Here is a 25149-nt window from a genome sequence, read left to right on the forward strand (position 1 = left end):
ATTCCTGAACGGCGGGTGATGTATGGGGCAGAACTCCGCGCGGTTCAGTTCCGTTCAAAACGGATATGGAAGACGAGCTTGGGCATCCGCATGGCCATGCGGTCACGCGACATGGAGCGCCTTTTCGAGTTCGTCCTTCGACATGGTTGACCGGCCACGAATGTTCGCGGACTTGGCCTTCTGCATCAGCTCCGCCTTCGTCGGGCCTCCGGACGCCCTTCCTTGCTTGGTCCCGGCCTTCCTGGCGGCCGCGGATTTCTCGGCCACATCCTTTGGCTGATTGGAGAACTGCTTGCCGTCCTTGGTGTCCGCGCGCTTCTTTCTCGTGGAGCGGTCATACTCGTCCTTCGACAAGGATGAGCGGGCCTTCTTTGGAAGATAGCGCTCCCCGGTCTTACCGCTGGGCTTGCCGGATTTCGTATCCCATTCCTCGTTCGACCATTGCGTCAGGCTGTTCTCGTCGGATTTCTTGCCCTTGTAGCCGCCTCCGGCCTCCTTATAAGCCTTCGTTGCCGCCTGGGCCTTGCGGGCTGACCATTGCCCAGCCTTGCCTCCCTTGTCGGAAGCGGTCACCTCGGACTTGATCCTGTCCCATAGTTTAGGGTCGGTCTTTTCAGCGCTGGCCGCCATCGTTCGAGCCTATGCTTGTTTCCGTGCGATCAACCTGCACCGAGGGGGCCGGTTCCCGGTGGACGGCGTGTCATCAATCCGTGAGAAAGCAACACGATACAGGCGGCGCAGCCGGAAACGTCGTAAAACCGCGATGTTGACTTGAGAGGCCGCAGCCTCCACCTCGCAAACGCGCATGGCGGCTCCCATCCCAGGCGAGACGAACGGGACTTTTGGAATGAGTGAAAGCGGAGTGGCAAAGCCTACAGTGTTCATCGATGGGGAGGCAGGCACCACCGGCCTTGGCATTCGCGAACGCCTGGAGCGCGAGGGCCGTGTTTCCCTGAAGAGCATCCCGCACGAGAGCCGCAAGGACATAGCGGTCAAACGCGCCCTTCTGGCGGATGTGGATCTCGTCGTTCTCTGCCTGCCCGACGATGCGGCAAAGGAAACGGTGGCCTTGGCCGATGGCATGCCCAATGGCGGACCCCGCATCCTGGATGCGAGCACCGCCCATCGCATCAGCCCGGGCTGGGCTTACGGTTTTGCCGAATTGAATGCCGGTCAGGCACAAGTGATCCGCGAGGCGCGGCGCGTCGCGAATCCCGGCTGCTATCCCACCGGGGCCATCGCTCTCGTGCGGCCACTGGTCGATGCTGGATTGCTGCCGCCCGATACGCCTATCAGCGTCAACGCGGTCAGCGGCTATAGCGGCGGCGGCAAGAACATGATCGAGGCATATGAGGCCGGAGAGGCACCGGCTTTTCAGCTCTATGGTCTCGGCTTTGCTCACAAGCACCTGCCGGAACTGCAGGTCTATGGTGGCCTGACCCGGCGGCCGATCTTCATCCCGTCCGTGGGAAACTTCCGCCAGGGCATGCTGGTGAGTATCCCGCTCCACCTCGATACCCTGCCGGGGCATCCGGATGCTGCTGCGCTGCAAGCGGCCCTCACTGCGCATTACGCCGGAAGCACGATGGTGACCGTGGTTCGGACCAACCCGGACGACAAGCCGGACGCCGAAGCTCTGAACGACAGCGATCACCTCGAATTACGGGTTTATGGTACGCCTGACCATGCTCATGCGTTGCTCGTGGCCCGGCTCGACAATCTCGGCAAAGGCGCATCGGGTGCCGCCGTGCAGAATATCGGCCTCATGCTCGGTCTGGATTGATATCGCGACGCGGATTGGGGAAGAGGTCGAATCACGTCATGTCCCCGGTGCCGGACATGCCCCAATCCGCCCAATCGCTACGTTCCCGCCCCTCGCGATGATGACCTCGCGCGACGGCGGCACGTCGCGATTCCAGGGGCCGGGATCACGACCGCCACTGGGTCGTTCAGCACCACCATCATCGAGGGTCTGCGCGGGGATCAGCCCGTAGCATGCAACCGGTCGCGCACCGGGAAAGCACGATCCTATTATCCAGAAGAGGCACAGCAATGTCTTCCGCCCATCGCGGAAGCCGTCTCCCGACTCGCGCCGAGCTATTCCTGCGAACGCCCAGTCCCCGCCATCTCCGCGCGCTTGAATTGCATCGGTGCCAGCCTATTGGGGCACCGCTAACGCCTGTCGATCGCGTTCCAGCGAGGCTGCCCACCGTCACCTCCAGTCATAGCCCGGCTTTCTGATGCCGAGAGACCAGTGACGACCGAATTATTTTGCAAAATTCGACATCGAAGCTAGCAAGACCGATCGATTTTATTGTTTAAAAAAACGGTTTAAATGCGCAGCCGAGGAACTATTTATCATCGAGCAAGTTAGGGGTCGATGCTCGATGACGTTGTGAGAGAGGCGGTTCATTCACTTTTGACAAGAGAAGCGGGATCCACTGGCGATTCTCTGACCGTGGCCGATTGGCCTTGCTCCGTCCTGTGACAAGATGATCGTTTGTCCGGTGGTGGAGACGATTTCCGGCGAAAGAGATACAAACACACCTGCCGCGCCATCCGGCGCCTCAGCTTAAAACATCAGAGGGAGAGCATACATACGACTTTATGAGAGTACACATCATCGCAGACTCCGTCCAATCTGCTGGCATAGACCACGATCATCGCGATTCGAGGGCTGCCAAGCGTTATGTGGCCGACTCGTTTGTAGACCGGCAAGTGTTGGAAGGGGAGCGTTCTGACGGACACTTGAACGGAAGTACCGCCAAAGAGCGAGCGACGATCGCGGCTGGCGACCGCACGGTGCCCGCCCACGGACTGTTGTCAAACATATCCGCAATTGGGATCGACTCGCATGAACGCTAGGCTCGACCGCCTGGGCTTCCGAAGCCGAAAAATCTGCAATGATTGGTTGAGACCGTTTTTACCGATGCCTCGCGCCGGTGGCAAAGTTCTTCATACCGTCCTTCGCTGGACCCCATGTTGAGCGGGCTTCCGTGACGCTCTAATGCGGCAGAACACTCGGTAAATTCTGTTCGCTTCACCCTCCAAACGTATGCGCAACCAAGGATGTGGGGCTCGCAGACGGCGAACACGCGAAATATTTGAACGATTGATCCGTAAACCAGTGGATTTCTTTCAATAACATCTTGCTACACGCGCGAACGGAGCATAGGCTAGCGTACAGTATCAACATAGCAAACCGATGGCGCGAATATCATGAGTGAATCCGACACCGACTCAGCCCGTCTCATCACCTTGGCCGCGGATATCGTCTCCGCGTATGTCAGCAACAATCACGTCCAGAGCGCCGAACTGCCTAAGCTCCTCAGCGATGTGCACGAGGCCATCCGCTCGGTGAGCACCAGCAGCGCACCTGCCGCTGAGACCGGCCCGCCGAAGGCGACACCACAGGAAATCCGCCGCTCCGTGACGTCGGATTACTTGGTCAGCTTCGAGGACGGCAAGCAGTACAAGACGCTTCGGCGGCACCTCACACTCCGCGGTCTGACCCCCGAACAGTATCGGGCCAAATGGGGCCTGCAGCCGGACTACCCGATGACGTCGGCTGCCTATTCCGAACAGCGTTCAGAATTGGCTCGCGCCCTTGGTCTCGGTCAGCAGCGCCGCAAGACCGTATCCCCCGTATCCAAGGCTGCGCCCGAGGAGGTCGTGAGCGAGCCGGAGGAGGAAGCCGTCGCCGCCCCGCCCGAAAAGAAGCGCCGTGGCCCCCGCAAGAAGCAGGCGGCCTGATGCCCGTCCGACGGCGCCTGTTTGGGCGACGTCGGATGTATCCAATCGGTGGCAAGAAAGCCCACTCCCAGCGCGATGCCGGGAGTGGGCTTTCTCGTGACTGGACAGCTTTGCTGAATGTATGTGCGACTGTGGTGAGAGCTGACGATCGGTCATCGTAAGATGCATGGCAGTTTCATTATCGACTGCTGGTTTGGCCTTGTACCATCAGTCTACTCGCTGATGCCGGGGAGGGCCGGCGCTGCTGCTGAGAGGTCTGCCGGAAGTTCGGCGATGCGGATTCGGGATCTCTGGCAAGGAGGCCGCGCTGTCGGGTCGTTCGATTTTATCGTCTCGGTCACGGCCTCGGAGGGCACCCGCCGCCTCGGCGAGGTCGATTACGAGTCCCGTCGATGAGTTCCCCCGGCCGAAGACGCACCGTCTGTGTCGGCCTATAGCCTTGCAGGCCCATAGCGGACCTCTTGTCCGACCGTCTCTCACGAGACTTCCGCTGCGCGAGCTTGCCCAGGTAGAGCCGACGATAAGCGGAAGGCCTGCGCGGCATCCTAGCCCGGTCCCGAGGTCGCTGAGGCTGCGGGATCCCAGACCGCCCCCCGCCGAGGCGACCGAACGCACGTCGTCGCTTCCTCCGGCAGGCTCTCGCCGTGTGAAGCCAGGGTTCGCCCGAGGCTAATGACAGGTCGGGAGGGCGGTGCTAGACGGGGCGCGGCACCCCGACTCCGTAGCTCAGCTGGATAGAGCAGCCGCCTTCTAAGCGGCAGGTGACAGAGCAGCCGCTGCTCATCCCACAGAGCGTAGAGCAGCCGGCGAGACCTGCCGCTGGACCCCGCGTAGCACGCCAGTGGCAATGGATTTCCCCGCGGCCTTTAATCCGATACCGGGCGCAAGATTCCTTGTCGAACTCTGCCCCTCTCGCACGAATGATGGTGATCGAAGGAGATCGCCATGCCCCGCTGCACCCACACCCCGGCCCTCCTCTACGACCGTCACCCCGATCCAGTTCACGACCTCATCGCCGTTGGTAGCCTTACCCGGTTCGTGCGCTGCACGGACTGTGGTGCCAGGGGCATCGTCCGGCGCGGCCGCGTGGGATGGACGCCCCGTAGCGCTGGTGATCCGGTCCGTCCGGAGGTCGAGCAGTGGAACGCCCTGGTGGCCGAGGCACGTGCGTCGGTCATCCCTTGAACGAATCGCTGGCGGGGGTACCATCATCGGTGACTGTCGAGGGGTTCGATTCCTGTGCCTAGTTGGCACTCGATGGCACACACGTCCGGGTCTGCCGGGTTCATGTGGGCAACGGGGCTCGGGTCGCTCCCGGGCCCTGTCGATTTGGGCCGCCCCGAACGTGTAAAACGATTCCCGGATAGCGTTTGTGGAATCGTTTTACACGTGAGCCGGGCCTCAGGCCGCGTCGATCTGCTGCCCGACGATGTCGAGGACCTTGTCGATCCGGCGCACCTCGGCCTCGTCGCCGGCATCAAGGGCCTCCACCCTGCGCAATCCAAGCATGCGGTTCTGTTCCATGAGCCCGGCGATGTGGGTGGCCTGCGCGGCCGCCTTCCTAGCCTCTGCGTCGTCGACCCAGTCGTTCACCTCGGTGTTGAGCCACCGGCCATCCGAGCCTTCCTCGCCCTCGACGGAGGCGCGGACCGCGAGCTTGCACCGGCGGCCGTCGCGGCCCTGCAGGGGGAGGAAGACCCACCCCTTCAGGAGGAGGTACGATGCCGGGCCGAGATCGAGCGTGACGGGGTGCCCCCAGGAAACGCGGGCGAGGGTGTCGTCCATCCCGGCTGACCAGAGCGCGGCCCCGAGCCCCACCCGGGCGTCGGCGGCCATAGTATTGACCCGCTCCGCCCGGAGCCCGAGGTGGTCCGCCGCCTCGGAGACGGAGGCACAGATGGTGTCCCCGGCGCCGTACTCGATGACAGCGATGACGACGTTTGGGCAGGCGCGGTGGGACTTGCTGGTCTCCGGCTTCAGCCAGGAATCGACGGACGTTTCGGAGGCCCTGGCGATGCGGGCGACGTCGCCCTTCGTGAGGGCGAGGCGCTCCATGAGAGAGACGAGGCGGTCGCGGTTGGACATGGGTTTGGCTCCAGGGTTCGGGGGGATCAGGCGAAGCGGGCGTGGATGGCGGCCACCTCGGGCTCGTTCCACCGGCTGACCTCGACTAGCGCGCCGTCGCGCACGACCCAGAAATCCTTGGTGTCGTCCTGGAGCACGGTGCCCTCGACGAGGGGGAATTCGAACCGGAGGTAGGGGCCGTTGTCGTAGACCGAGGCGCCTTTCAGGAACTCGCGGGCGAGGCCGAACTTGGCGTCCTTGCCGGTGACCTTGGCGAGCCAGGTCGGGTGGGGGTGGCTGCCGCGCTGAAGGAGGAGCTTGCCCATCGCGGGCTTGGCGGGGGCGGCGACCCAGCGGGCATCGGCCCAGGCCTTCCGGAGGGCGGCACGGAAGAACTGGCGGGCGCACTCGACGGTCAGATCCAGGGTCAGGGCCGTGTGCCGGGCGATGGACCAGGCGTTGCGGAAGCGGGCGGATTTGCCGATGGCGGCGGTCATAGGGCTCTCCTGTCTGAGGAGAGAATATGGTACATTGTACCCAGCGTCAACAGGATCAGGTACAATGTACCTTGAGTATGACGGCCTGCCAAACACCACCTGGACGGCACGGGTACGAGATGCGAGGCTCCCGGCATGGACGATACCCCTCTCTCTCGGCTGCTCGCGGCCCGGGCGGCCGGCTGTCCCGATCCGTTGGCATCCCTGGACGACACTCGAACGGGCAATCGGCGGCCCGCCGTCACCACTACCTCCGGGCCGCCGGATCGCCGCGGTCTGGTACACGACCGACATGGATTGCGGCTTGCCGCATGAGCAGGTGCAGGAAATCGAGAGCTGCCTGCTAGGTTCATCCGCGGTGGCAAACCGGGGGCTGGCTTGCAGGGCGTGAACGTGACGCGGGGCCTGTTCCGGCTCTGGCTCGTGGCGACGGCCGTCTGGCTCGCGCTTGTTGCCTGGATGACCTGGGCGAACGTGTCGGACACGGTGCGGGGGCGTTACCAGTTCACCGTCGAGATGAGGGACGGTGTCTCGAACCCCTTCGACGCGGAGAACATCGCCAAGCCGTTCCTGGTGATTTTCCGGAAGCCGTCCGAGGGTAAGCACTCGCCGCGGTTCGACCAGGTCGAGTACCGGTACCAGGACGGTTTCGATGCGTCCGTGAAATCGGGCCACATGGCGCTCGTCGACTTCTCGGACAGCACCTCGCTCTACGTGAATACCGCCTTCGAGAAATCCGAACAGGACCTGGTTGCCCGGTGGTTCTGGGACCAGCGCTGGCAGCGGCGGCTAGATGCCCTCGGCGGGCAGGCGGGTCTCCTATGGCTAGCCCTGGTGCCGCCGCTCCTGCTCCTGGCGATCTGGTTCGCCGGCCGGTGGATCGTGTCCGGGTTCAGGCAGGCGACGTAGGGCAGGCCTCCGCCTTCGCCTCCCGAAGGAGATCCATCGCCAGGTGCATGGCGGCGAGGCCCTCCTGGTGCCGGGCCTCCCAGGTCCCGTACCAGCGCTCCACATCGGCCTGGACGTCCAGGCTAATGAGGGGGGATCCCCGGAGCGCGATTAGGGGCGTGCCGCCGTCGAAGGACGCCTGGAACATTGCGATCATCGCCTTGGCCAGCCCCCCCGGGCGGCCCCCAGCGCGATCTTGTCGATGGTTAACTGCCTCATTACTGCGGCTCCCGGGCGGGGGCGGGGTTCGACCGCCGGGGATCCAGGGCGGCGACTTTTCTGACCGCAGCGGCCTCGGCAATCTGCAGGCCATACCGGTCGATCCACGCCGCCTGGGTTCTCCGCTCGGTGGGTGTCATGCGGAGGTACGAGCGCCCGAAGGCCTCGATCTCGTTTTCTGTGGGCATCTGGTCCGTCCCTGCCTGCGGTTCCACAGGTGTGCGTCAGAAACGATCGAAGCAGTTCCCGCGGATTCGCTTAAGGAGAAACGGGACGCGTCGTCCGGATGGCTCAATGGGAACGCCATCGCCGTTAACGATGCGCAACAAATCGGTGGCGCCCGACAGGGCGAGTGCTATCTTGAGCGTACGGCCATCCCCGAGGTGGTCGATCGAGGTGCGGTACCCCGGCCTCGTCCTTTCAAGGAATGCCCATGCCCCAGACGTCAGTTGTTCTCCTGTCCAGTTCCCTTGAAAAGCAGTTCGGATCACTTCTTGATGCTGGCTATGAGCCTACCGCGTATGTGACTGACACATTCAAGACGAACCTGTCCTTTCGCCGTGACTATGAAGTCGTACCCGGGGAGATGCTCACTGTCGCCGTGTGGCACACACGTTCGCGTGGTGCTGCTGAGGCACCGACCTTTCTAGAGTACGAGATCGACATCGGACGTTACGGTAAGCGTTACGCCGGCAGTGCCGCCGAAGCCATTTCCAAGATCAATGAGGCGCTTCCGTCCGAGCTCGCCGCACATCGTGCATGGCTGAAGGAATGCGAGGCTGCGAGGATTGCGGGACGTTTGCTATTAGAGCCATGGCCGTCGCACTCGATGGTGCCCCAGCCCGTCCAGCTGCAGCAAGCCTCCGCCGGACGTCAGACGCAGGATTATGAGCGTTCGCACTATACCTATGACCTCCATGGCGACGTTGTCTGCGTCACGGACCTCAACGACGGCCGTACCGTAACGAACGACGCGGACGCCGTGATTGAGGACCTCGTCCGGGGCTTGGGTGGGCTCTCGGGCAAGACGGTGATCTACCGCGACACCACGGGCATCTGGGATGAGCTCGTGGTCCATGAGGACCGGTTCTCTGGTTTCAGGTCCGTCAACGAGAGGGACCTTGGCCGGGCTTTGGCAAGGATCGCCGTGGGGGCGTCGGCGTGATCCGGCTCGGCGTCACGCTCACCATGTCCGGCAAGCGACTTCGCCTGGGAACAGGGATGTGGTGCCTCGCGAACGACGGCTCGCCGTTCTGCGCGAGCGTCGACTATTACCGTTTCGACTGAGGACCAATGCCCAAAATCCTACTCTGCCCCGTGTCGTCCAATGAAACGTTCCCGGGCGTCCCAGTCGGACGTGTTGGAGTGGGCACGCTCGCCAGCCTGAGGGGGGTCCCCCCTCGGGCCGGCCCGATCCTTTCGATCGAGGGGCGTCAGCCGTACATCGACGGCCACGCGGTCCAATTCCAAGATATATCTGAAGAGCTCCTTCAGGCGGTCATCCACGCGGCGGCATCCTTATTCGGAGACCTCTGGCTTGGACCGATGGTGCAGGTCACCGGCCTAGGCCAGCGCACCCTCCAGCGTGATCGCATCGCGAAACACGGGCTGCCGGCGCACGTCCTGGTTATGCTCGGACGGGGGTCGTTCGCGGCGCCCCCTAAGGCATTCGGCCATCTGTTGCTATCGGTCGCCACGATTTGGGATGACGTCGGCACGTCGGATCCCTTCCATCAGGATGGGTCAGACGCCCTTAGTTCTCAGGGACTCGACGAGCTCGCGGACCGCCTCCAGGGGTTGGTCGAGCATGCCCGTCTGACTGTGAATACCCTCCGTGACGAGGCTGAAACTGCCCGTCAGATCCGGCGCTCGCTCGAAACGAATCGTTAACTCCTGCTCTGCTAGGGAGGTCAGTTCTAGGCGCGTTCGGTCTCTACCGTCATGCGCTGCGGAATTTGAGGATCCAACAGATGCCCAAGGACGCCCCCCGGGGTGCGCGCTCCCGTGCGCCCGACATCGATCCATTCACAGGCAACCATCCGCCGTCCGTCGAGGAGCTCGACCACGGGCTCGACTTCTTCGAATGCGACCCTCTAGCGGACGCGATCCACTGGTCGACCGGCCTCCTGCTGAATTTCCTGGATATCCATCCACTGGTCAGGACGGCGCTGGAGAGGCTCTCCTCGTGCTCCGTTTCAGTGCCGACCCTGTCGGCATGCGAGAGCGCGTGCGATGAGGTAGCCGACGATCTCAAGCTGCGTCCCGAAGACCGCGACAGGTATGCCGACTATGCCGCGCGCTGCGTCTACTACGCGGCTTTCCTGGGTGACCACGGCTGCGCCCTTCGCTGCGCCGTGCGGGTCTGGCAGACGGCTATGGCGGGCGGCCACAGCGAACTTGGGCTCCGGAATCTCCTCACGACGCACGCCGAGATGATGAGCATCGCGGCGTACTGCGACGGGGGGGATTGGCGGCCAAAGACCGAGCCAAGGTGGGGTCGACGACAGGGGGACGCCCTGAACTCGCTGCAGATCATCGCGCAGGTGCAGTGGCCCCACAACGTTCGCCGGGGCCCGGTTCGGGACGACACCGGGTACGACCCCCGCGACGCGAACGAGGACGATCTGCCCGAGCCGGGTGAGGCGGGGCACCTTGTCCTGCGGTCGACGTCGCACCTGAACTCAGCGGCACAGAAGGAATGGAAGTCCGTCGCCGGCGTGTTGCTGCCGCTCACCCCCGTGCCCGATCTCGCCGCGGCCTCGACCACGCTATCGCGCGAGTTCCCGCATCTCCGGGGCGAGATCGACGGCATCCTGCGCACGCAAGTTGGAAGGCCGTACGCCCGACTGCCGTTCACGATTCTGGTCGGCGAACCGGGTGCCGGAAAGACGCGCGCGGCTCGGCGGCTGTGCGAGGTCCTGGGCCTGCCGGTCACGGTCTACAGCGCGGCCGGCTCGGCGGACGGGACCATCATCGGGACGTCGCGCCAGTGGAACTCATCGAGGGCGTGCGTCCCCCTTCAGGCGATCCAGCAGGCCCTGCGGGCGACCGTCGCCATCGTGGTTGACGAGGTCGACAAGGCGGGGCCGCGCTCGGACAACGGGCGCATCGTGGACGGGCTGCTCACGCTCATCGAGCCGGAAAACGCGTCGCGGTACCACGACCCGTCACTCGAATGCCCGGTCGATATCTCCCCCGTCTCGTGGATCGCCACGGCGAATTCCCTGTCCGGCATCCCCCAGGCGCTGCTTGACCGTGCTCGGATCGTGCACATGCCGAGCCCGACGAAGGCGGACCTCCCGGCCCTGGCCCGCTCCATCGCGGCGGACGTCAGGACGGAGCGGGGCGTCGAACTGGCCTGGATGCCGGACCTCGACGGCGACGAGATCGAGCTCGCCGCCAGGGCATGGACGAAGCCCTCCCTCAGGCAACTGCGAAGGATAGTCGAAACAATCCTTTCCGGGCGTGACGCGCTCGCCACGATGAATTGACGGAGGGGAAGGTGATCGAAAATCCCCGCCTCATCGCCCTGTTCGGCCTGTGCCTCTCAGTGATCCACCTAGCCCGCGACCGCCTCATCACGGGTGAGGACCTGCAGGCCATCACCACCCTCATCCAGTCCCTCATCGATAGCGCGAAGGAGAACCACGATGCAGCGTGAGGGCCTTCCTGCGATCCGCGAGCGCGTCCGTTTCGCGTGGTCGACCCGCCGGGCATGCGGCCTGTTCGCGGTCGCCGCCGGGATCCGGATCGACCGGATCATGGAGGATGAGGCGGCCGGCCGGATCACCTCCCACGATGCCCTGCGCATGGCCGCCGAGGCCGAGGCGGCCGCCTTGTGCTTGCGCCCTCTCGCCCTCCGGTGACGGACGTCTATCGGAATCTGACAAGGCGCTGCTGGTCGATCAGGGAACGCGGCCGCGTCGTCGCGCACCTCCATTCTCTAACCCTGGCCGGTGCCGTGATGGTCGTCCGGCCAGGGTCACGGGCCAGAGTCTTACGGACCGGCAATCGCGAGGTTCACGCGTGGATCCGGGGTACCGTCGTCCCCCATGTAGGCGTCCCCGCGGGGGTCGGGAGGATCCACTACCGGCCGTTCGAGGCCGACCATTTCACAGACCATTCCGGCCGGCCCATCGAGGCGGCCGCGTAGGTCTACTTCGACGAGGACGGCAGGGCATGGCTCAGCGAAACCGATACCCGGGCACGAGGATCGACCTGACGGGGCATGGCGACCGGCCCCTGTTCCACGACTGGATCGTGCAGCCGGATGACCGGTCCGCGGACGGAGCGGTGCTCACGGGGACAGCGTACGGGCACCCCCGGTTCCCCGACGGGACGGTCGTCACGACGAGCACCGTGCAGGCCTTCGATGCGGCTGCCGGCTGGGCATTCTGCTACTCGACGGGTCTCGTTCGCCTGGGGCGGTGCCGGGACCCCGATGGGTGCGAAACGGTGGACCTGATGTAGGCCAAACGCGGTACCCACGGGCAAGGCACAAGGGTTAATGTGCGTCCGGTTGGCGAATTCCGGGGGGCGGCAAACGACCTGTCGTGAGGGGGGGCGGGTGGCAAAACGCCTATTCCGAGGGTCGCTGGCGGCAAAACACCTGGGCGCCCCCAGCCCATCGGCCCGTTTGGGTCATCCTGCTACAGCCCCCCCGCGCCGACCGGTTAACGCTGCGCCTGTATCCCGTACGGGAACTTTTCAGGCCAGGGATGCCGCATTCAACTCGGAAAGTTCCCGTACGGGATACAAGTGATCCTAGATCATCTGGAGTCCTACAGCCCGTCCTCCAGGCAATCGTCGAACATCTCAGGTGATCTTTTGTGCGCGCTTCGCCTTCAGGCACTCCACCACCAAACGCTTCGCGCCCTTATCGCCGACGTACTCTCGGACCTGTTCAGCCTACGTGGAATACCGGGTCATATCCGCTCCGACAATGGTCCGGAGTTCATCGCCAAGGCCGTTCAGGACTGGATCGCGGCGGTTGGCTCGCAGACCGCCTACATCGAGCCGGGCAGTCCGTGGGAGAACGGGTACTGCGAGAGCTTCAACGCCAAGCTGCGGGATGAACTCCTCAACGGCGAGGTGTTCTACACCCTCAAGGAGGCCAGCGTCGTGATCGAGCAATGGCGCAGGCATTACAACAGCATCCGGCCGCACTCGTCGCTCGGCTACCAGCCGCCCGCACCGGAGGTCGTCATCTGGCCAACGGAACCGACCGGATCAGCGCCGCTCGCTCACCCCACCATCGTCACGAGACCGACGATGCACTAACTTCGAACCTGGGCCACCGAATGGGGGCAGGCCAGGCTCGCCAAGGAGACAGGGCTAAGCGCCGTCACTATCCGTGCGTTCGAGCGTGGCGGCGAGATGCGGGACAGCAATCGGAATTTGCTCGGTCTCGCCTTCGAGAAAGCCGGCCTGGAATTCATCCCCGAGAACGGTGGCGGCGCGGGCATCAGGTTCCGAGAGCGGACGTCTGCCGACACGGCGTTGGGCGCCCCTTAAAAGGGACCGCATTTTTTAATCGGAATAGGGGCCGCCCGTAGGGAAACGCGCTCCGACTCGCGTGCGCTAAAAGGCCCCATTTCTCGAGCGACACGCCGAGCGGCTGCGAGGACGGATGACGGCTGACAACGACGACAAGAAGGGCGACGGCCGGGGTGGCTTCTTCGCGGTAGAGGGCGCCGTGTGGGCTCAGGTCTGCCGGGGCGACAGCATGAACGTGCTGTTCCTCTGATCTTTACCCCTTATCCGAGGGATTTTACGTTAAGCTGATTAATTCTTAATTTTGCGAAAAAAATTTCGCATGAAAATAATGTCTTCTGCTAAAAAGTATTAGCATCAAAGAATATCACAATACCCATATTTGAGCATTTGTTCTGCTCAGTATGCCTCGGTATGCTCGAATACAGCATGATTGCGAACTGAGCGGCTGCGAGCCCGTGGCAAGAGAGTGCCGTACATTCAGGATCATGACATTGCGATTGTCCATGCGGCAATGAACTCAAGGGAATATCGTGACCGGGACATTCGATGGCGCGACCTACAATGGCGATGACACTGACGAAACCGTCATTGGCACGAACCTTTACGAGATCCTGTTTGGCAAGGGCGGAAAGGATTCGTTGAATGGGGCCGGCGGCAACGATGTGATCTACGGTGGTAGCGGTACCGATCTGATCCACGGCGGCACTGGTGACGACTACCTGTTCGCCTTCGCCAATGAGCGATGGAGGCCCGTTATCGATGGCGATAAGCTCTATGGGGATGCGGGTAACGACCAAATTGTTGCGGGTGTTGCCCGAACGTCACTCCGGGGCGGCCTCATCGACGGTGGCGCTGACGATGACACGGCCGAGATCTATGCGTCCAGCGACAGCAGCCAGACCGACAACTCTGAAACAATGACGTTCACGCTCACTGCGGCGACGTCAGGTAGTTACGTCCGCGTCGGCTCCACGAACATGCTTCTGGTCAAGAACGTTGAGCATCTGTCCTTCTTCGGCAGCTACGAGAAGGACATCGTCACCGGCGGAGCCTCGTCTGATGTCATCCAAGGTGGTGGGGGTGACGACGTGCTCAAGGGCGGAGCGGGTGATGATTATCTCGACGGTGGATCTGGGTTGCAGGATCTCGACGGTGGTAGCGGCTTCGACATCGCCTCGCTCAACCTGGCGGATGCAACGGAAAGCCTTTCGTTGATAGCCGGCGGCACAATCGCAATCGGCGCGCACGGCACGCTCACCGGCATTGAGGGCTTCGCGGCCATCTATACGGGTTCAGGCTCCGATAAAATCGCGGTCGGGTCAGTGAAAGACTTGCCACCTGATGACGGTACTGCAGAGGGTTACAAGTTCACTACCTCCGTCGATGCAGGCGCCGGCGACGACGTCATCACAGGTGGAAACAGACGAGATACTGTCTATGGCGGAACCGGGGCCGACAAGATAAAAGGCGGCGATGGTAATGACAGTCTCTACGCGGAAGCCGGTCAGACCTACGAAGTCGCCGGCAGAACGTCGAATGATGTTCTGCAAGGCGGCAACGGCAACGACGTGCTGGTCGGCGGCTGGGGCCGTGATCATCTCTACGGCGATGCAGGCAATGATACGCTAACCTATCAGGTTAACGGCACCGACAGCTTTGCAGATACGTTCAATGGTGGGGCGGGTGACGATACGCTTGGCGTCAATGGCACTTCCGGCGCCACCACGATCGAACTGATCCTCGGAGCCAGCACGGCACTGAAATTCGACGGGATAAGCGTCCTCACCGCAACATCGGTGGAGGCGGTGACGGTATCCAGTTACAGCAATGGAAAAATCACCATCACGGGCGGCGATCTGACCGATTCCATCCGCTTGTACGGCCCCAGCGACGACACTGTGAGGACGTTTGGCGGCAGTGACACGATCTACGCCAACGGCGGTACGGACATCATCGATACCGGAACCGGGGACGATGTCGTTGGCGTATACATTGGTGGCAAGGACATCGTCCGGACAGGAGCCGGCAACGACACCCTTACTGTTGTCGACGACACGTTCGAGGCTAGCCGCCGTACCGCGCTCTACGATGCCGGTGCCAATGACGATACGGTGATCTTCAGGGCCACCGAGGGCGGATCCTTCGACGGAACCTACGTGCGCCACGGTACGACGATCGTCGGTAGGATCGTCAATTACGAACATCTGACCTATGTCGGGTCAGGTACCGATACGACCTTTGCCGGCACGGGGTACGACGATACGCTCTACATGGGCTGGGGCAACGATACCGCGAGCGGCGGAGTTGGCAACGACGTCATCCGGGGTGGTGCGGGTAGCGACACGCTGGACGGCGGCGTCGGCATGGACACGCTCGACTACGGCGACAAGGCGGGATCGTTCGATGGAACCCTGGCGCCCAACCTCGCTATCACCTTGAAGACGGCGGCTACATCGAAAGTGGTCGTTAGCTCGACGGAAACTGACTCAATCAAAAACTTCGAGAACGTCGTCGGGGGGCACGGCAACGATGCAATTACCGGTGCGTCGGATGCCAATGTCCTCGACGGCGGCGACGGCAGCGATGTCCTTAAGGGCCTGGGCGGCGCCGACACCTTCGTGTTCTCCACCACCCTGAAGTCGAGCAATGTCGACACCATCGTCGATTTCTTCGCTTCCACGGCCTCAATCCACGACACGATCCGGCTCGACGACGCCATCTTCAGTGGATTACCGCTCGGCGACCTCGCCGGTACCGCCTTCAAGGACCTCTCCAAAGGTGCCCTCGATGCCGACGACCGCATTCTCTACGACCACCACACCGGCGTGCTCTCCTACGACGCCGATGGAAGTGGCATGGCCAAGGCGGCCCTCCAGTTCGCGACCCTCGTCAACAAAGCGGCCCTGACGAATCTGGATTTTGAGATCGCGTGAAGGGATTGCGACCTGCTGATGAGTTCTCGTCTCAATCCGGGCCGGCCACCTGACCGACGGGTTGTTCGCCCGCTAACCGATGCGGACCATCCTCTCCGTCGAGCCAAGTTGCGTACCGGCTCGCGTGAGATGGACGACCCACCCCGCCGGCCCCGTGATCAGATCGGGGCGGCGGGGCTGAGCCCGCCTCCCCTAACGTCCGTAGCTAGGCTCATGGACGGCCTAGGCGGCATCCATGAATGCCTATCAAGCAGCGGGCGCCTTACGCGGCCGACCCGACTTCTTGGGCTTATCAGGAGCCGGAGGGGCCTTCTCGCTGACCGTCTCCTCCTGCACCGCTGACTTTGACGTTGCCGTCTTATTCCGCTGCTGTCCAAGTCCGAGGGACCGGGCAAGCTCCGAGCGCTGCGCCGAGTAGCTCGCAGAGGTCATCGGGTAATCCGGCGACAGACCATGCTTCGCGCGGTAGGCTTCAGGGGTCAGACCTCGGAGCGTCAGATGGCGGCGCAGCGTCTTGTAAGGCTTGCCGTCTTCGAAGCTGATCAGCGCGTCCGGTGTGATCGACTTCCTGATCTGGGCCGGCGTCGCCTTCTCGATCTTGTCAGCTTCCGCCGTGGCAGATCCCCCGTTGGCAAGGCCACTGACGGCAGCATGCACGCTGCTCAGCAGTTCGCCCAGTGATCCTATCGGAACCGAGTTGTTGGAGACGTAGGCGGCGACGATGTCGGCCGTGAGTTCGATGTGGTTTGCTTGGAATTCCTGATTGATATCGGTCATGCTGATTTCTCTGGGGGCTAATAAATACCCTATAGATACTTTCTAGGGGCTTTTACAATAGGGCAGGATATCGGCGGCTTAGAGAATTAAAATGGCTGCATATCGTGAAGTGAACAATTTCAATTCGATTTGCTGAGGGCGGAAACGTCATCACCCCCGGTATCATCGGAAAATTACAGCTGGCCTCACGAGCACATTGAGCCAGTGGGATGCACGCTTCCAAAGTATGATTCGGAGCGTGTTGGATTAGGGTGTAGGCATGGGCAAAGAAGGAAGCCCCCATGCCGCGCAGGAAGACAACGCTTCAGCGCTCTGCACTCCTGGCGTTGGTCGCGGGAGGCCTCTGGCTGCCCGCCGGCATCGCTTCATCTCAACCATCGCCGAGCACGTCCGATGCCGATCGGGATAAGCGGATGGAGGCTATGCACCAGCAGCACGTCCTGAATTCCGCAGGGCAGGCAAAGAAGGATAAGGATCGGGACGCCCGCACCGATCGCCTATCGAGGTCCGTTTGCATCGGATGCGGCGGTGGCGTCGTTCCGTTCGATCGATCAGGCGGCGCTGCAAAGAAGGAACCGCGCAAGGCTCAGGCAGCGAAGCCTCGTCGGATCGAACCTGCTCGCGCTGGAGGCGGGAGCGACGATTGACGCCCCGACTAGCTAAAGAGCTTCGCGCCGAACTACCCACCCATCAGATCGAACTCAGTCGCAGTAATGATCTATGGCAAAGCTAGCGTTTAATTTGATGCTGGAGGAGCCGCGCGAGACATACATTGTCTCCAGCGCTGCATTGATCGTCGGTAGGATCGACTGCATTCAGGCCGAGTCTGCGACGGATCAGCAATGGGCGTGGGGTATGCATCTCGACATCGGAGTGGCGCCATTCCGGCGCGGCGGAAACGCTTCAATGGGGGCAGGCCACTTCATAGGCCCTGAAAAACGAGTGCATATAATTGACAGCTTGTAGCCCGAAGCTCTACATTTTATGCACGGTTATTCGAGGGCATAAATTTGATTGGAGTTGCAAAAAGTGGCAGAAGGCTCAGAAACTCCGAGGCGCGGTCGCGGTCGCCCTCGCATGCCCGAAGAAGTGAAGAAGCGTCACAACATGACGTTTCGGATGCGAACTGAGTTGCGGGCCGCCATTGAAGAAATCGCACGGTCATACGGTCGCTCACTTAGCGAGCAGATTGAGTATTACGTTGAGACAAGCGTCGATCTTGAAGCTAAACGTTTGTATAAATATTCAAATGAAAAATTATCGGATACGCTTCTGAATTTTAATAAGAAAAATAGAAAATTCCCCAAAAATGATATATCCCAACTCGAACTTAATTACAGTTCGGTCTCGAAGCGTCTGAAAGAAACTTCCCATCGATCGGACGTGAAGCTCCCCTTTGTAATGGCGCAGGACCCTACGAACCAAGCGGGGGCGCTTGACATGGCGCGGAAGATCCTTGCGGCGACCCGCAAGGGGACCATCGAGGCCTTGTCCGAGATGCTCGGACCCGAAAACGTCCAACTGCTCCTGGCCGAGGAAACCGTGTCCGAGGCCGCTACGCGGGTGATGTCGGAGAACGAGCAGCTCGGCGCCACCCTAACTGAAACGCTGAAGCGCATAAGCGCACTCTCCCCGCTTCTCGTCGGCGGAAGCGTCGCCGAGGCGGATGATGCGGTCGAAAATTTCTCGTTACTGGCCCTCACGGCCCTCCTCAGCCGCCTAACCGACCGCTCTCCGGATCTCGGCCCGATAGCGGCCGCATCCTGGCCTCTGAAATTCATGAGCCTCCCGCCCGAAACTCGGGCCCTCCTCATCGGCGCGTTGAGGGCTGACGCTCCATTGGTCTACGAGGACCTGGTGCGCCCGGAGCGCTCTCGCAGCTTTGGCGAGCCCCTTATCCGACCAGACATCGCGGACGCCGCGCGCGGCATACGGCTGGCGGCCCTGAGGAGGATGCAACACGTCCTTCTGCCTCGAAGCGAAGACGAGGACGAAGGCGATTTCGGCGGCCTGGAGGATGACGGAATCGATGACGAGGCCCCCGTGTGGGGTCGGGCGTAGCCGCAGGGCCACCCAAACTTCGAACTTCGCTGTGCAGCGAGAACGACGGTTTAACCCGTCTCGCGGACGATGGCCCAAGCGCGCGCCCCTCCCCGGGTTGCGCCGAAGCCAGGATCAGGTCGTTCGATGCCGCGACTGCCACGGGGATTCGTCCCGGCCTGTGTCGTCCCGCTGTACGCCATCGGGCGCACCCTACACGGGGCCCTTCCCATCCAAGGGGAGGCCGAATTCCCTCTTGCGGCTTTGCGGGTCTACGGCTCCTCCTCCCTCTACGCGCCCCTCGCAAAGGAGCGGCACGCGTACGACCTGCGGATCCGCGCGGTCGAGGCCTCACCCATCGGCGTCGAGCTACAGGCCGAAGCCCGCGAACGCCCCGCGCACGTTCCGCGCCTGCGCGAGGATGACGACCCGAAGCGAGCGGCCAGGATGCGCCGACCATTCCTGATCCCGCGAATTCCCGGACAGGTCGTCGAGCCGCGTGCTCAGCCGGCGGTAGGCAGCGACCCCAATTACGAGAACGAGGGCGACGTTGCGCCGGAGCCGCCGCGCGTACCGCCAAAACCGCTGCGCTCTCCCACGTCGATCGCCGTCACGCTCGTGCCGCCCTATCGGGACTGCCTCCAGACGGGCCGCCTCTCGGCCACAGCCTGCGCCACCGGCTTCGCGGGTCTGGCGCGACCATTGCCGAAGGGCGTCGAGGTCTCGCTCCCGAATATCGCCGACGTCCTGGGCGGCGCGGTTCGGGACGCACTGATCGAGGGCGCCGGGAGCATGGTCCTGGTCGAGGAGCGAACGGGGGAGGCGATCCTCATTCCCGGCAGTTTCTGGCGGACCGACGCGGCCCAGGAGACCCTTGAGGCCGACGAGATGGTGTCGATGGTGACGCCCGAGGGCAGAGAGGCCCGAGGGCTGGCTTGCATCGCCCCCCAGCAACTGGAGCTGGTCTGGCTCAGAGCCCGCCACCGCCTGTTCGGAGCGGCGCCCCCACCACGTCTCCACACGCCTGGGGCCGCCCTGCTGGAAAGGGTGTCTCACGAACTGGGCTACGTGGACGGCAATCCGACCCGCTGGGATCTGCGTGTCGATCACATCGCTGCATGGGTCGAGCTCAGGTGGAAGGAGTTCGACCTCGGCGAATACAAGAACGGCACGGCGACCGGAGTCGCCCGTCTCATCGCGCTTCCCGAGCATCGTACGCCTGGGGGCACGCCCACTGAGAGGACGGCGCAGATAGAGGATTGGAAAAGGGTCTACGCCCAAGAAGCGGGCAAGCAGTATGCGCTGATAAAGGATAGGTAGCCCCATTGACGAATTAGAAATTTCAATCCCCCCTCGTTCGTCCCGAGCTGATTTAGGTGATCTTCCGGCTACCGTAGCTATCCCGGCTACGCAAATCGGAGATCAGCGATGCCTAAGCAGCATCCTCGGCTCAGTTTACAAGACGAGCCCGCACTCAAGACTGGCCCAGCCGCCGGTTACCTGGGGATTGCCCACTCCACGCTGAACAAGCTGCGTCGCCAGGGCCGAGCCCCGGCGCACGTCGTGGTCGGCTGGCGCAAGTTCGTTTGGCGCGTTGCCGATCTTGACGCTTACCTGGCTGCCAAGCGCGTTGAGCCAACCCCCTCCTCGAATAAGGGAGGCGAGGCATGATCCTCCCCCGATTTCACGGACACGGGGGTTAGCTCCCCGCACGATCTATCGGATGAAGCCACGGCGCCTCATCTTGAAGAGTTTCGAGGCTGATCCGGCCCAATCGTTCCTTCTCCTCGAACTCGCGACGCTCAAGACTACCGGGACCTATGAGTCCTACGGGCCTTCAAGCAAGACCTTCGGACAGGAGGAACTGGTGGAGGTCGGACCCGGTAAACTGTACGAGCGATCGGCCTGGGACGAAGGCGTCACCCCCGATGGGGAGGACCTGCCAAGCAACGCGAACCTTCTCGTGCGCTTCCTCGGGGGAAAGGTGCTGTTCGTGACCAAGGGCAGTCATTGGAACCAGTCGCCATCCACCTACGGCGGTGAACACTCGTACATGGAAGCGGCGGACATTCGCTCCGTCGTCGAGAGCTGGATGCGGGATTAGACGGACCCCGATTTCCGGGACTTCGTATGGCCGGCATTAGAAAGCCTGCATGCCGGATCGAGAGACCGCCTACTTTGGCAGTTCCTATTCCGGCACGGGGAAGGTCATCGGTGCCGTCCCCGATCAAGGATTAGTCGACTCCGAGGGAAGCGGGTCGTAGGACGCGCTTCCTGGTTCCCTCTTCCTGAGTCGAGGATTCCTTACCCATGTCCCGTCGTCTCGTGAGCGCTGCCTGCAGGGTCTACGATCTATCCGGGAAAGGGTTGGAGGCGGACTTCCTTGGTGGATCCCATACGACCTCTTATCGAATGGGGTAGGCATGCGATGAGATCGCCATCTCGAAACGGGAGCGCTCAGCCGATGAAATCCAGGGACGTCCACTCTTCTCGATGATTTCGGAGCGCTGCGTCCCGTACAAGGTCTCCGCCATTCCGGAGGCTGAGAATGCCGAGAGCCCTACTGACGGCCGACACCCATTTTTGGTCATGCAAGCCTGCTCAGTCCGCGCATGGCTCGCCCCCGCCCATTCGAGACCATCGAGGCCCATGACGAGGCTCTGGTCGCCGCCTGGAACAAGGCGGCTCGACCCGACGACATCGTCTGGCACCTCGGGGACTTCGCCTACATGTGCAGCCTGGACTAGGCCGCATCCGTTCGGGTGCGATTGCATGGCCGCATCCATCTGGTCCGGGGCAACCATGATTTTGCCCAGGGCGACCGCCCTGAATGGGCCGGACCCGTCGTCGACGTCCACCGGGTCTTCGTCCAGGACCCGGGCATGCTCAAGCGGATCGCCCTGTGGGTCAGCCATTACGCGCACGTGACGTGGCCGCTTGCCTGGCATGACGACATTCATGTCTACGGCCATTCCCACGGCAGCATTCCGGCTACCCGGACAAGCCTCGGCGTCGGCGTTAATTGCTCGGAGTGGAGCCCGGTCACGTTGGGCGAGATCCTCGCGAGGATGCAAGGGGCCCCGTCTGCCAAGCCTTCGGCCTCCAGGCGTAGCCGTGCTTTGTCCGGCGCTTGTCAGGCCTGATGAACCTCGTGTCGAACCACGAAAATCAACGACCGCTAGCCTCCGGCTGCCTCAGAGGCCTGAGAGGATACCCGGTCGTCTGGGGTATGTGCCGCTTCCTTGCCGTCCTTGCCGAAAAGACGCTCGAAGGCAACGTAAAAGGTCGGCGTCACGAACAAGGTGACGAAAGTGGCCACCAGCAGACCGCCGATGACCACGGTGCCCATCGACACCCGGGCGTTGGCGCCTGCGCCGCTGGCGATGGCGAGCGGTACCGACCCCATGATGAAGGCGAACGAGGTCATCAGGATCGGGCGCATGCGCAGCCGCGCGGCATCCTGAGCAGCCTTGAGCACGTCCTCGCCCTGCTTGCGCAGGTCCTCGGCAAAGGCGACGAGCAGGATCGAGTTCTTGGCGGCCAGCCCGACCAGAAGCAGAAGCCCGACCTGCCCGAAGATGTCGAGGGCGAGGCCCCGCATCGCCAGGAAGGCGACGGCGCCGAAGATCGCAATCGGCGTCCCGAGCAGGATCACGAACGGCAGGCGCAAGGATTCATATTGCCCGGCCAGAAGGAGAAAGATCATCAGGGTGCCAAGGCCGAAGATCAGCGGAGCGTAGCCGCCGGCGATCTTTTCCTGATAGGCGACGTCGGTCCATTCGACCGCGTAGGTCGAGGGTAGCTTGGCGTCGGCCAGCGCCTCGATGGCAGCAATGGCCGTTCCGGAACTGGCGGCGGCGGCGGTGTCCACCGCGATCTCGATGGTGGGGTAGGTGTTGTAGGACAGGACCGCCGTCGGACCGGTGACGAAACTGGTCTGGATCAGCGAGCCGACCCGCACGGGCTCGCCTCGGCTGTTGAGGACCGTCAGCGCCTCCACGTCCTGGATGGTACGGCGGCCGGAGGCCTCGCTCTGGACGTAGACCTGATAGACGTATCCGAAGCGGTTGAAGAGGTTCACGAAGCTCGAACCGACGTAGGTGCCCAGCGCGTCGAAAAGGTTCTGCAGGGGCACGCCGAGTTGCTCCGCCTTGGCCCGGTCGATCTCCAGGCGCATTTGCGGAACGCCGTAAGTCGTGGTCGGAATCGCACGCCCGACCGACGGCAGCTTCTCCATCTCGGCGATGAAGCGGTTGGCGGCCTGGGCCAGCTTGAGACCGCCGGTGCCGCTGCGATCTTGGAGTTCCAGGGTCAGGCCGCTGCGCGAGCCGAGGCCGGGAAGCGGGGAAGGGTTCACCACCCGGACCTTGCCATCGGGATCGTGTTTGAAGCGCTCCTGAACCGTGGCGATGACGTCGTTCACGCTCTCGGTACGCTCACCCCACGGCTTCAGCGTCGGGATCTGGAAGCCGTAGAACGGCGCAATGGCGTCGGCCAGGATGCTGCGCCCGGTCACGCCGATGGTGTGCTCCACGCTCGGGATCTCGCGCAGCGTTTGCCCAAGACGGTCGACCATCACGTTGGTACGGGCCACCGAGGCCCCCTTGGGCAGGACCACGTCGGCGAAGAAGTAGCCCTGGTCCTCGTCCGGCACGAACCCGGAGGGTCGCGCCATGGTCATCCACACGGTCAGGGCCGCGAAGGCAACAAAGGCGATTGCGACGAGGGCGACATGACCGGTCAGCCAACCAATCGAGCTGACGAGACGACGGCTCGCCCCATCCAGCACGCGATTGAACCAGCGCAGGGGAGCCCGCCACAGGCTCTCGTCCTTCGCGTCATGGTCGCGGTGCTTGAGGATCAAGCCGCATAGCGCCGGCGTGAGGCTGAGCGAGACCACCGCGGAGATCATCACCGAGATGGCGATGGTCAGGGCGAACTGATTGTAGAGTTTGCCCGTGAGACCGGGGATGAAGGCCACCGGCACGAACAAGGCGGCGAGGACCAGGGTGGTGGCGATGACCGGCCCGGCGACCTCCGTGACGGCTTCCCGCGAGGCCTCGCGCGGCGCCATGCCGTCGTCCATCAGGCGCTCGGTGTTCTCGACGACGATGATGGCGTCGTCGACGACGAGGCCCACCGCCAGCACCATGCCAAGCAGGCTGAGGGTGTTGAACGAGAAGCCGAGCAGGGCCATCGGCCCGAAGGTGCCGACCAGCGCCACCGGGACTGCGATGGCCGGGATGAGGGTGGCGCGCCAGTTCTGGAGGAAGAGGTAGGTGACGATCACCACGAGCGCGAGCGCCTCGAACAGCGTCCGCACCACCTCGAAGATGGCCTCCTTCACAAACTCGGTCCGGTCGAGGGCGATGCGATACTTCAGCCCCGGCGGAAAGCGCTTGGCGAGGTCCTTCATCGTTTCGCGGGCGCCGTCCATCACCTGCACCGCGTTGGCATCAGGGTTCTGGTAGAGGCCGAGGGTAGCGGAGGCCGAACCGTCGAAGCTCGACCGGACTCCGTATTGCTCGGATCCCAGCTCGACCCTGGCGACGTCCCGGATACGCACCACGGACCCGTCCGGATTGGCACGCAGGAGGATGTTCCCGAACTCCTCTGGCTTACGCAAGCGTCCCTGGGTGACGAGCTGCAACTCGAAGGCGGTGGCCTGGTCGACCGGCGGCTTGCCGAGGGTGCCGGTGGTGATCTGCGCGTTCTGCTGGCTGATGGCGTCAGTGACCGCGCCGGGGCTGATCCCGAGGGCCTCCATCTTCATCGGATCGAGCCACACGCGCATGGCGTAACGCTTGTTCGAGAAGTTGACGATGCGGCCCATGCCCTGCACCCGACGCAGCGGCTTGATCACCTGGGTCTCGGCCCAATTGGCCAGGAACAGCTCGTCGTAGGGGGAGCCTTCGTCGGCGTAGAGCACGATGTTGCCGAGGCGCTGTCGCGAGCTCTTCGTGATTTCGAGGCCTTGCGCGTTCACCGAGGGCGGCAGCTTGGCCTCCGCCCGGTTGGCGCGGGTCAGGACTTCCGCGGCGGCTGCGTCGAGGTCCGAGCCGACGTCGAAGGTCGCGTCCATGCTGACGCTGCCGTCGGTGTTGCTGGTCGAGCTGATGTAGAGAAGGTTCTGCGCGCCGTTGATCTCCTGCTCCAGCGGGATCGCGATGGCGTCATAGGCCTGCTGTGCGCTGGCGCCGGGATACGTCGCCTGGATGTTGATGATCGGCGGGGCGATCTCCGGGAACTGGGCAATCGGCAGGGTGAGACCCGCGACCGCGCCGATCAGCGTGATGAGCACGGAGATGACGCCGGCGAGCACCGGCCGGTCGACGAAGCGGGCAAACATGCGGGAACGTGGCTTCCGGTCCAGGGCCGGATGCGTGGACCCCGCGATGCAACGTCTCGTCCCCAGGCGTGTT

22 protein-coding genes and 1 pseudogene are annotated in these 25149 nt (G+C 63.1%); 16 read left to right on the forward strand and 7 right to left on the reverse strand.

Annotated elements, in window-relative coordinates; all coding sequences use genetic code 11:
• Positions 1-102: 102 nt before the first annotated feature.
• Positions 103-630 carry a hypothetical protein gene (locus tag A3OM_RS0105910; RefSeq protein ID WP_026175764.1) on the reverse strand — a complete coding sequence of 176 codons (528 nt, stop codon included), beginning with the start codon at positions 628-630 and terminating at the stop codon, positions 103-105.
• Between the two features lie 217 nt (positions 631-847).
• Between A3OM_RS0105910 and argC the strand changes: the two genes are divergently transcribed.
• The 3 genes from argC to A3OM_RS25720 all read left to right on the forward strand — a co-directional run bounded on the left by argC (position 848) and on the right by A3OM_RS25720 (position 4938).
• A complete protein-coding gene (gene argC / locus A3OM_RS0105915) occupies positions 848-1783 on the forward strand; it encodes an N-acetyl-gamma-glutamyl-phosphate reductase (protein ID WP_026175765.1) in 936 nt (311 codons plus the stop codon).
• Positions 1784-3219: 1436 nt separating this feature from the next.
• Positions 3220-3753, forward strand: a complete 534-nt coding sequence (locus A3OM_RS0105920) for a MucR family transcriptional regulator (RefSeq protein ID WP_018042811.1) — start codon at positions 3220-3222, stop codon at positions 3751-3753.
• A 945-nt stretch (positions 3754-4698) separates the two neighbouring features.
• Positions 4699-4938, forward strand: coding sequence for a hypothetical protein (locus A3OM_RS25720; protein ID WP_157196439.1), 240 nt, complete (start codon positions 4699-4701; stop codon positions 4936-4938).
• A gap of 216 nt (positions 4939-5154) precedes the next feature.
• Here the strand turns inward: A3OM_RS25720 and A3OM_RS0105930 are convergent, their stop codons facing one another.
• Both A3OM_RS0105930 and A3OM_RS0105935 read right to left on the reverse strand, forming a co-directional pair.
• Positions 5155-5838, reverse strand: a complete 684-nt coding sequence (locus tag A3OM_RS0105930; RefSeq protein ID WP_018042813.1) for a hypothetical protein — start codon at positions 5836-5838, stop codon at positions 5155-5157.
• Between the two features lie 26 nt (positions 5839-5864).
• Positions 5865-6314 carry a hypothetical protein gene (locus A3OM_RS0105935; protein ID WP_018042814.1) on the reverse strand — a complete coding sequence of 150 codons (450 nt, stop codon included), beginning with the start codon at positions 6312-6314 and terminating at the stop codon, positions 5865-5867.
• Positions 6315-6701: 387 nt separating this feature from the next.
• Between A3OM_RS0105935 and A3OM_RS0105940 the strand changes: the two genes are divergently transcribed.
• On the forward strand, positions 6702-7223 hold the full coding sequence (locus A3OM_RS0105940; RefSeq protein ID WP_157196440.1) for a hypothetical protein: 522 nt from the start codon (positions 6702-6704) through the stop codon (positions 7221-7223).
• On the opposite strand, the gene A3OM_RS0105945 is transcribed toward A3OM_RS0105940, so the two are convergent.
• Positions 7207-7419, reverse strand: coding sequence for a hypothetical protein (locus tag A3OM_RS0105945; RefSeq protein WP_157196441.1), 213 nt, complete (start codon positions 7417-7419; stop codon positions 7207-7209). The genes A3OM_RS0105940 and A3OM_RS0105945 overlap by 17 nt on opposite strands.
• A 61-nt stretch (positions 7420-7480) precedes the next feature.
• A complete protein-coding gene (locus A3OM_RS0105950) occupies positions 7481-7669 on the reverse strand; it encodes a hypothetical protein (RefSeq protein WP_157196442.1) in 189 nt (62 codons plus the stop codon).
• Positions 7670-7914: 245 nt separating this feature from the next.
• On the opposite strand from A3OM_RS0105950, the gene A3OM_RS24725 reads away from it, so the two are divergent.
• The 8 genes and pseudogenes from A3OM_RS24725 to A3OM_RS0106010 all read left to right on the forward strand — a co-directional run bounded on the left by A3OM_RS24725 (position 7915) and on the right by A3OM_RS0106010 (position 15910).
• Positions 7915-8646, forward strand: coding sequence for a hypothetical protein (locus A3OM_RS24725; protein ID WP_157196443.1), 732 nt, complete (start codon positions 7915-7917; stop codon positions 8644-8646).
• Positions 8647-8846: 200 nt separating this feature from the next.
• Entirely contained in the window at positions 8847-9371 is a 525-nt protein-coding gene (locus A3OM_RS0105965) for a hypothetical protein (RefSeq protein WP_018042820.1), read from the forward strand.
• A gap of 80 nt (positions 9372-9451) precedes the next feature.
• Positions 9452-10972 carry an AAA family ATPase gene (locus A3OM_RS0105970; protein ID WP_018042821.1) on the forward strand — a complete coding sequence of 507 codons (1521 nt, stop codon included), beginning with the start codon at positions 9452-9454 and terminating at the stop codon, positions 10970-10972.
• Between the two features lie 11 nt (positions 10973-10983).
• Entirely contained in the window at positions 10984-11142 is a 159-nt protein-coding gene (locus A3OM_RS25725; protein WP_157196444.1) for a hypothetical protein, read from the forward strand.
• Positions 11132-11347 (forward strand): hypothetical protein, encoded by a 216-nt coding sequence (locus A3OM_RS0105980; RefSeq protein ID WP_018042823.1) that lies wholly within the window; start codon positions 11132-11134, stop codon positions 11345-11347. Before A3OM_RS25725 ends, A3OM_RS0105980 begins: the two co-directional genes overlap by 11 nt.
• Before the next feature lie 313 nt (positions 11348-11660).
• Positions 11661-11951, forward strand: a complete 291-nt coding sequence (locus A3OM_RS0105990) for a hypothetical protein (RefSeq protein ID WP_018042825.1) — start codon at positions 11661-11663, stop codon at positions 11949-11951.
• A 420-nt stretch (positions 11952-12371) separates the two neighbouring features.
• Positions 12372-12761, forward strand: a pseudogene (locus A3OM_RS0105995) (integrase core domain-containing protein); the annotation flags it as partial.
• A gap of 746 nt (positions 12762-13507) precedes the next feature.
• Complete coding sequence (locus A3OM_RS0106010) at positions 13508-15910, forward strand: calcium-binding protein (protein WP_018042829.1); 2403 nt, start codon at positions 13508-13510, stop codon at positions 15908-15910.
• 246 nt (positions 15911-16156) lie between these two features.
• Here A3OM_RS0106010 and A3OM_RS0106015 read toward each other — a convergent pair whose 3' ends face one another.
• The gene (locus A3OM_RS0106015) at positions 16157-16687 is read right to left on the reverse strand and encodes a MucR family transcriptional regulator (protein WP_018042830.1); all 531 of its coding nucleotides are present in this window, start codon (positions 16685-16687) and stop codon (positions 16157-16159) included.
• Between the two features lie 1077 nt (positions 16688-17764).
• Here A3OM_RS0106015 and A3OM_RS0106025 point away from each other — a divergent pair.
• The 4 genes from A3OM_RS0106025 to A3OM_RS26655 all read left to right on the forward strand — a co-directional run bounded on the left by A3OM_RS0106025 (position 17765) and on the right by A3OM_RS26655 (position 21474).
• Positions 17765-18748, forward strand: coding sequence for a hypothetical protein (locus A3OM_RS0106025; RefSeq protein WP_157196445.1), 984 nt, complete (start codon positions 17765-17767; stop codon positions 18746-18748).
• Between the two features lie 126 nt (positions 18749-18874).
• A complete protein-coding gene (locus tag A3OM_RS0106030; RefSeq protein ID WP_018042833.1) occupies positions 18875-20047 on the forward strand; it encodes a hypothetical protein in 1173 nt (390 codons plus the stop codon).
• Positions 20048-20450: 403 nt separating this feature from the next.
• Positions 20451-20831 carry a hypothetical protein gene (locus tag A3OM_RS0106035; RefSeq protein ID WP_018042834.1) on the forward strand — a complete coding sequence of 127 codons (381 nt, stop codon included), beginning with the start codon at positions 20451-20453 and terminating at the stop codon, positions 20829-20831.
• Between the two features lie 508 nt (positions 20832-21339).
• Positions 21340-21474, forward strand: coding sequence for a hypothetical protein (locus tag A3OM_RS26655; RefSeq protein WP_348625446.1), 135 nt, complete (start codon positions 21340-21342; stop codon positions 21472-21474).
• A 431-nt stretch (positions 21475-21905) separates the two neighbouring features.
• Here the strand turns inward: A3OM_RS26655 and A3OM_RS0106045 are convergent, their stop codons facing one another.
• Positions 21906-25076, reverse strand: coding sequence for an efflux RND transporter permease subunit (locus A3OM_RS0106045; RefSeq protein ID WP_018042836.1), 3171 nt, complete (start codon positions 25074-25076; stop codon positions 21906-21908).
• Positions 25077-25149: the final 73 nt, after the last annotated feature.

It is taken from the genome of Methylobacterium sp. 88A, from assembly GCF_000376345.1.
GTDB classification, from domain to species: domain Bacteria; phylum Pseudomonadota; class Alphaproteobacteria; order Rhizobiales; family Beijerinckiaceae; genus Methylobacterium; species Methylobacterium bullatum.

Coding starts and splice junctions, on each gene's coding strand:
- A3OM_RS0105920 (WP_018042811.1), top strand. CDS start 3,220: ATGAGTGAATCCGACACCGACTCAGCCCGTCTCATCACCTTGGCCGCG.
- A3OM_RS0105970 (WP_018042821.1), top strand. CDS start 9,452: ATGCCCAAGGACGCCCCCCGGGGTGCGCGCTCCCGTGCGCCCGACATC.
- A3OM_RS0105980 (WP_018042823.1), top strand. CDS start 11,132: ATGCAGCGTGAGGGCCTTCCTGCGATCCGCGAGCGCGTCCGTTTCGCG.
- A3OM_RS0106025 (WP_157196445.1), top strand. CDS start 17,765: ATGCCCGAAGAAGTGAAGAAGCGTCACAACATGACGTTTCGGATGCGA.
- A3OM_RS0105910 (WP_026175764.1), bottom strand. CDS start 630: ATGGCGGCCAGCGCTGAAAAGACCGACCCTAAACTATGGGACAGGATC.
- A3OM_RS0105945 (WP_157196441.1), bottom strand. CDS start 7,419: ATGATCGCAATGTTCCAGGCGTCCTTCGACGGCGGCACGCCCCTAATC.
- A3OM_RS0106045 (WP_018042836.1), bottom strand. CDS start 25,076: ATGTTTGCCCGCTTCGTCGACCGGCCGGTGCTCGCCGGCGTCATCTCC.
- A3OM_RS0106015 (WP_018042830.1), bottom strand. CDS start 16,687: ATGACCGATATCAATCAGGAATTCCAAGCAAACCACATCGAACTCACG.
- A3OM_RS0106030 (WP_018042833.1), top strand. CDS start 18,875: ATGCCGCGACTGCCACGGGGATTCGTCCCGGCCTGTGTCGTCCCGCTG.
- A3OM_RS26655 (WP_348625446.1), top strand. CDS start 21,340: ATGGCTCGCCCCCGCCCATTCGAGACCATCGAGGCCCATGACGAGGCT.
- argC (WP_026175765.1), top strand. CDS start 848: ATGAGTGAAAGCGGAGTGGCAAAGCCTACAGTGTTCATCGATGGGGAG.
- A3OM_RS0105990 (WP_018042825.1), top strand. CDS start 11,661: ATGGCTCAGCGAAACCGATACCCGGGCACGAGGATCGACCTGACGGGG.
- A3OM_RS25720 (WP_157196439.1), top strand. CDS start 4,699: ATGCCCCGCTGCACCCACACCCCGGCCCTCCTCTACGACCGTCACCCC.
- A3OM_RS0105935 (WP_018042814.1), bottom strand. CDS start 6,314: ATGACCGCCGCCATCGGCAAATCCGCCCGCTTCCGCAACGCCTGGTCC.
- A3OM_RS0105950 (WP_157196442.1), bottom strand. CDS start 7,669: ATGCCCACAGAAAACGAGATCGAGGCCTTCGGGCGCTCGTACCTCCGC.
- A3OM_RS24725 (WP_157196443.1), top strand. CDS start 7,915: ATGCCCCAGACGTCAGTTGTTCTCCTGTCCAGTTCCCTTGAAAAGCAG.
- A3OM_RS0105930 (WP_018042813.1), bottom strand. CDS start 5,838: ATGTCCAACCGCGACCGCCTCGTCTCTCTCATGGAGCGCCTCGCCCTC.
- A3OM_RS0106035 (WP_018042834.1), top strand. CDS start 20,451: ATGAAGCCACGGCGCCTCATCTTGAAGAGTTTCGAGGCTGATCCGGCC.